5 protein-coding genes are annotated in these 5,678 nt (G+C 62.8%); 2 read left to right on the forward strand and 3 right to left on the reverse strand.

Annotation, left to right across the window (positions count from 1 at the left end):
- Positions 1-6: 6 nt before the first annotated feature.
- A complete protein-coding gene (locus VFG26_RS16295; protein ID WP_325027087.1) occupies positions 7-1,005 on the reverse strand; it encodes an FAD-dependent oxidoreductase in 999 nt (332 codons plus the stop codon).
- A 37-nt stretch (positions 1,006-1,042) separates the two neighbouring features.
- Positions 1,043-2,785: a gamma-glutamyltransferase gene (gene ggt, locus VFG26_RS16300; RefSeq protein WP_325027088.1), complete on the reverse strand. Its 1,743-nt coding sequence runs from the start codon at positions 2,783-2,785 to the stop codon at positions 1,043-1,045.
- 102 nt (positions 2,786-2,887) lie between these two features.
- Here ggt and VFG26_RS16305 point away from each other — a divergent pair, with 102 nt between their 5' ends.
- Positions 2,888-3,337 (forward strand): cupin domain-containing protein, encoded by a 450-nt coding sequence (locus tag VFG26_RS16305; RefSeq protein ID WP_325027089.1) that lies wholly within the window; start codon positions 2,888-2,890, stop codon positions 3,335-3,337.
- Positions 3,338-3,496: 159 nt separating this feature from the next.
- Positions 3,497-3,754, forward strand: coding sequence for a hypothetical protein (locus VFG26_RS16310; protein WP_325027090.1), 258 nt, complete (start codon positions 3,497-3,499; stop codon positions 3,752-3,754).
- 57 nt (positions 3,755-3,811) lie between these two features.
- On the opposite strand, the gene VFG26_RS16315 is transcribed toward VFG26_RS16310, so the two are convergent.
- A partial coding sequence (locus VFG26_RS16315) for an OB-fold nucleic acid binding domain-containing protein (protein ID WP_325027091.1) occupies positions 3,812-5,678 on the reverse strand: 1,867 nt, incomplete at its 5' end.

Raw genomic sequence — 5,678 nt, forward strand, 5'->3', positions numbered from 1 at the left:
CAGCCGTCAGACGGCGTCGAACAGCGGCCCCTCACGCCGGCCGTCTGAGACGTACGCGGCAAGGGCCTGCGCCATCACCGGAGCCAATAGAAACCCGTGCCGGTAGGCGCCGTTGACGCGAATGATGGCGCCTGCCTCTTCGACGATGATCCGCGGGACGTTATCGGGAAACGCCGGTCTGACACCCGCGCCCATGTCGAGAACGGCGGCTTCGCCGAACGCCGGATGAAGGGCGTAGGCCGACCCAAGCAGATCGAGCGCCGAACGCAGCGACATCGGCCCAGCGTCTTCCCGCTCGATGACGGTCGCGCCAACAACAAACCGGTTGTCGCCCTGCGGCACGACATAAATCGGCTGCCGCGGATGCAAGAGCCGAACCGGCCGCGACAGACTTACGTCATTCGTTTGAATGAGCACGCGCTCGCCGCGCACACCTCTAAGCGTTGCAAGATCTTGCCGCGCACCGATGCCCCTGCAATCGATCGCAATATCGTGAGCCGCACCGTCCCAATGTGTATCGAACGCAACATCTGCGCCGAGCGAACGAAGCTCATCGAGCAGCCACGTCATCGCCTTGCGCGCATCCATGTGCGCTTCGCTCTCGAAAAAGAGCCCGCGCTCGAAACGCCCGGCAATCGACGGCTCGAGTTCTCCGATGCGCGCCCCGCCCACGGCCGCGTGGCCCTCGGTCATTTTTGCAAACCGCGCGAGATCGCCCGCGTCCCGCGCATGCGCGACGACGAGCGTGCCGTTACTCATGAGGCCGGGATAAGTCTCGCGCCAAATCCGCAGCCCTTCACGGCCGAGATCGCGAACGCTGAGCGGCGCGCCTTCCGCCTCGCATTCCGGCGCAATCATCGCCCCAGCCCAGCGGCTGGAGGATCGGGCGAACGGATCGCTCCCCTCTTCGATCAAACGCACAGAGTATCCCGCACGCGCCAGCGCGTAGGCCTGCCAAAGCCCGAAGATGCCGGCGCCGATGACGAGAATGGACGGTTTGCTCAAGGTCGAAACTCTTTTTGAAGTTTCGCCTCCTCTAGCATCAATCGCCGAGAGCGACACCCTCACGCCGCGGATCGGCGCCGCCTTCGAGCACACCGTTGCGCCGGACGATCATATGCACGCCCGACGTCATCGTCGCGCCCTGGACCGTCTGCCCGTAGGACGTCAGCTCGTAGGCCGGCCAATTGACGGGCAGCGAATACTCGATCAGGAACGGCCCGTTCTGGCTGCCGAAGTTCGCAAGCGCCGCCGCCTGTTGGGCATCAAGCCCCCAGTCGATCACCCCGACAAGCGTCTTCACCACATAGAGAATGATCTGCGAGCCGCCCGGCGAACCCGTGACGATCTCGGGCGTGCCGTCCGGCCCAAGCACGATCGTCGGCGCCATCGAGCTTCGCGGCCGCTTGCCGCCCTCAATCGCGTTGGCTGCGGTCATACCAGTTGCATCGACAGGTACAAACGAGAAGTCCGTGAGCTCGTTGTTGAGCAGGAACCCCTTTGCCCAAAGGTGCGAGCCGAACGCGCTTTCGATCGTCGCCGTCATTGAGAGGGCGTTCCCCTCGTTGTCGATGATGGAAACCTGGGTCGTGCCCGGCACTTCATAAGTCGCATCTTTTCCGAACGACTTTTTGGCAAGCCCCGGAGGCAACCCCGGCTCGGCCTTCAGCATCGCCTTCTTCGGATCGATGAGCTTGCGCCGCTCGGCGAGATAGGCGTCATCGAGCAGCCCAGTGGGCACGGCGATGCGGTCCGGATCGGCGATGTACATATTACGATCGGCGTAGGCGAGCTTCTCGGCTTCGGCGATGATGTGCAAAGCGGGCGCCGTCATCGCAGCGGATGCGCCTTGGACTTCTTTGAAAGGCTCGATCAGCTTCAGCGTTTGGCCAACGGTAAGCGCGCCGGAAGACGGCGGGCCCATGCCGCAGACTTGCCGTCCGCGATAGGAAAAGCAAACGGGTTCACGCTCCACCGCTTTGTAGTCGGCGAGATCGGCCAAAGTCAGATCGCCAGGTATGGTCGGCGCATGATGGACGGCAGTGACAATCGCATCGGCAATGTCACCCTTGTAGAAAGCATCGGGCCCTTTTTCCGCCAGCGTGCGCAGCGTCGCCGCGTATTCCGGATTTTTCAGCAGCGATCCGGCCGCGCGCGGCGTGACGCCGTTCTCATAGAAATAGGCGCGTGCATCCGGCGCGAATTTCTCCGGCGCTTCCGACTGAAGCAGCACGGCAAGCCGCGGCGATACGGGGAAGCCATCCTCCGCGAGTTTTATCGCAGGCTCAAAAAGCTTCGCCCACGGCAGCTTCCCGTACTTCTCATGCACCGCCTGCAGCACGCGCACGAGCCCGGGCACGCCGACGCTGAGGCCCGAGTTCACCGCGTCCGCGAAAGCCATCGGCTTGCCGTCGCGCATGAAGCGGTCGGGCTTCGCCGCAGCGGGCGCCGTCTCGCGACCGTCGAACGTCACAACGCTGCGCGTCTTCGCATCCCAGAAGGTGATGAACGCGCCGCCGCCGAGGCCCGAGGATTGCGGCTCGACAAGGCCGAGCACGAGTTCCGTCGCGATCGCCGCGTCCGCCGCCGATCCGCCCTGCCGCAAGATCTCCCGCCCTGCTTGCGCAGCGAGCGGCTCCGCGGCAACAACCATGTGCTGCCGGGCGGTGACGAGCGCCTTCTCGGCTCTCCCCGACGCACCTTCCGGCACGGGACGAAACTCCTGCGCGGACACCGCTCCGGCAGCCAGCAAGCAGAAGATCGCAACCAAGATTCTGAATTTCATTCCATCCCCGCAGGTGAGCCGAACGAATAAGACTATCGCCGGACCGCAAAAGGCAAGATTAAGGTCGGCACGCTATCAATGGCGCAAACATGGGGGCCGACGATGTCTCTTACCATAAGAAAAAACGTCCTGATCGCACTGGGCGCACCTGCGCTCTTCGCTCTCGGCGCGGCGAGTGCCACGGCGCTGGCGCCCTCGGTGAGTGTCGTTCCCCTGTTTGAAGCGACGAAAACCGTCGTCGGCGAGCCCATCGCCTATCCCGTTGGCGCACCGGCGAAGATCACCGCCGCCATCGTCAATCTCTCGCCGGGCGCTGCGACGGGCTGGCACAAGCACGGCATCCCCGTGATCGGAATGATCATGGAGGGAGAGCTGACGGTCGACTACGGGCCGCAGGGCAAACGCACCTTCAAGCCGGGCGATGCTTTCCCTGAGGCCATCAACGAAACGCATCAGGGCACGAACACGGGAGCTGTCATGACGAAGCTTCTCGCCATCTATCTCGGTGCCGAAGGGCTGCCGAATTCAATAGCGGAAAAAGCTCCGGAATAATCCGAGCCTCCCTCGAACATCACAAATCCGTAAGGTTCGCGTGGCAATTCCGGCACGACCGCATGATCATTGCGCAGATCATGCGTTGGCCGGCTGTCCTTCGTGCGCGCGCTCGCATAGCGTCCGGCGCGGGAAGAACCTGATCAGCCGGAGGGGCAAATGCATTCATTGAAATTGGGACTGACTGCAGCGGCAGCAATGCTTGCACTTTCTGCCACCGCGCAAGCCGGCGACTGCGTGCGCGTCGGCGCCATCGGCGACGGGCTGACGCACGATCTCGCGGTGATCATGTCCACTCATGGCCTCGCCAACATCATCGAAGCCAAGGGCCGCACGGCGAAGGGCACGGTGCACACAACGTGCACGCCGGGCACGTTCGGAACGCAGTGCCGCTCGACGCAGCTCGCCTGCAAGTAAGGGGTTTCAAACACCAATAGCATCACCGCGCGGATGTCCGCCCGGTGATGTTTTCATTTAGTGGAAGTCCCGCGATTTCGGAATGATGCGGACATTGCGCGGATGATGCGGCTTCGGCTCGCGCGAGAACCGCGGATGGATGCGGTCGTCTTTCCGGCTCGGATGCGCGGAACCGGGCTCGGGATGCAGCACCTCATCCGCATTCGCAAGTGGTGCTTTCATATCGGCCGCCCACTCGGAGAGACGCAGCAGCTCATCGCTTCTGTCGATCAGCTTCGTGGACACCACGTGAATGATATTGGCGTGCTCTTCGGCCTGATTTTGAACGCGCCCCTCGATCAGGATCAGCCGCGACGTCATCACGACCTTGCGAAAGCGTTCCAGCATCTTCGGCCAGATGATCGCGTTCGTGACGCCTGTCTCGTCTTCGATCGTCATGAACACGACCTTGCCCGTTCCCGGTCTCTGCCGCACAAGCACGACGCCCGCCACGCGGACGAAAGCGCCGTTCTTCACCTGCTCCAGCTCCTTGCAGGAGAGCACGCGCTCGCGGCGGAAATCTTCGCGCAGAAACGACATCGGATGCGCTTTGAGAGATAGCCGCAGCGTCTGATAGTCGTTGACGACATGTTCCGACAGCGCCATCTCGGGCAGCTGAACCTCGGCTTCTTTGCCCGTGTCCTGTGTCTCGCTCCAGGAAAAGAGCGGCAACGGCGGCGCATTCGCGAGCGCCTTCACTTCCCACAGCGCCTGCCTGCGATCGAGCCCGAGCGAGCGAAACGCATCCGCGGCCGCTAGCTTCTCCAGCGTGCTGACACTGCCGCGCTTGGCAACATCAGCGATGCTTTGAAATCTTCTGTTGACCCGGTGCCTCTGATTATCGGGAATAGCCGGAATGAGCGTCGGATACTTCCGGGCCCGCTTTTGTTCGGCGTCCGGCACCTCATGAACATCGGCTTCGCTAAGGCCATCGACGAGGCGCAATCCAAGCCGCAAGGCCGGACCACGCCCATCGAGCGAGGGCTCCAACGTGCAATCCCAGTCGGAAAAATTGACGTCCGCATCACGCACCTCGACGCCATGCTCGCGCGCATCCCGCACAATCTGCGCCGGCGCGTAAAACCCCATCGGCTGCGAATTCAACAGCGCGCACGCGAACGCCGCTGGATAATGACACTTGATCCACGAGGACACATAGACGAGCAGCGCAAAGCTCGCCGCGTGGCTCTCGGGAAAGCCGTATTCGCCGAAGCCCTTGATCTGCGAAAAGCAGCGCTCGGCGAATTCACGCTCATAGCCGCGCGCGGCCATGCGCGAGACCATCTTCTCTTCGAGCAGCCCGATCTTGCCGACACGGCGGAAGGTCGCCATCGCGCGCCTGAGTTCGTTGACCTCCTTGTCGTTGAACTGCGCGGCAACCATGGCAATGCGCATCGCCTGCTCCTGGAAGAGCGGCACGCCGAGCGTCTTGCCGAGAATGTTTCTCAGTTCGTCTACGTCGCCGCCCTTAGGGTAAGGATAGACCACGGCCTCGAGCCCACTGCGGCGCCTGAGATAAGGGTGCACCATATCGCCTTGAATGGGCCCCGGACGCACGATCGCGACCTCGATCACGAGATCGTAGAATTCGCGCGGCTTCAGCCTCGGCAGCATGTTCATCTGCGCCCGGCTTTCCACCTGGAACACGCCGATGGAATCCGCCCGGCACAGCATGTCGTATGTCGCCTTGTCCTCGCGCGGCAGCGTCGCAAGCGTGAGCGGACGATTATGATGCTGCGCGATGAGATCGAACGCCTTGCGCACGCACGTCAGCATACCGAGCGCCAGCACATCGACCTTCATCAACCCCAGCGCCGCGATATCGTCCTTGTCCCATTCGATGAAGGTGCGATCTGCCATCGCCGCGTTGCCGACCGGCACGACC

It is taken from the genome of Hyphomicrobium sp. (assembly GCF_035687085.1).
In the GTDB taxonomy this organism is placed as follows: domain Bacteria; phylum Pseudomonadota; class Alphaproteobacteria; order Rhizobiales; family Hyphomicrobiaceae; genus Hyphomicrobium_B.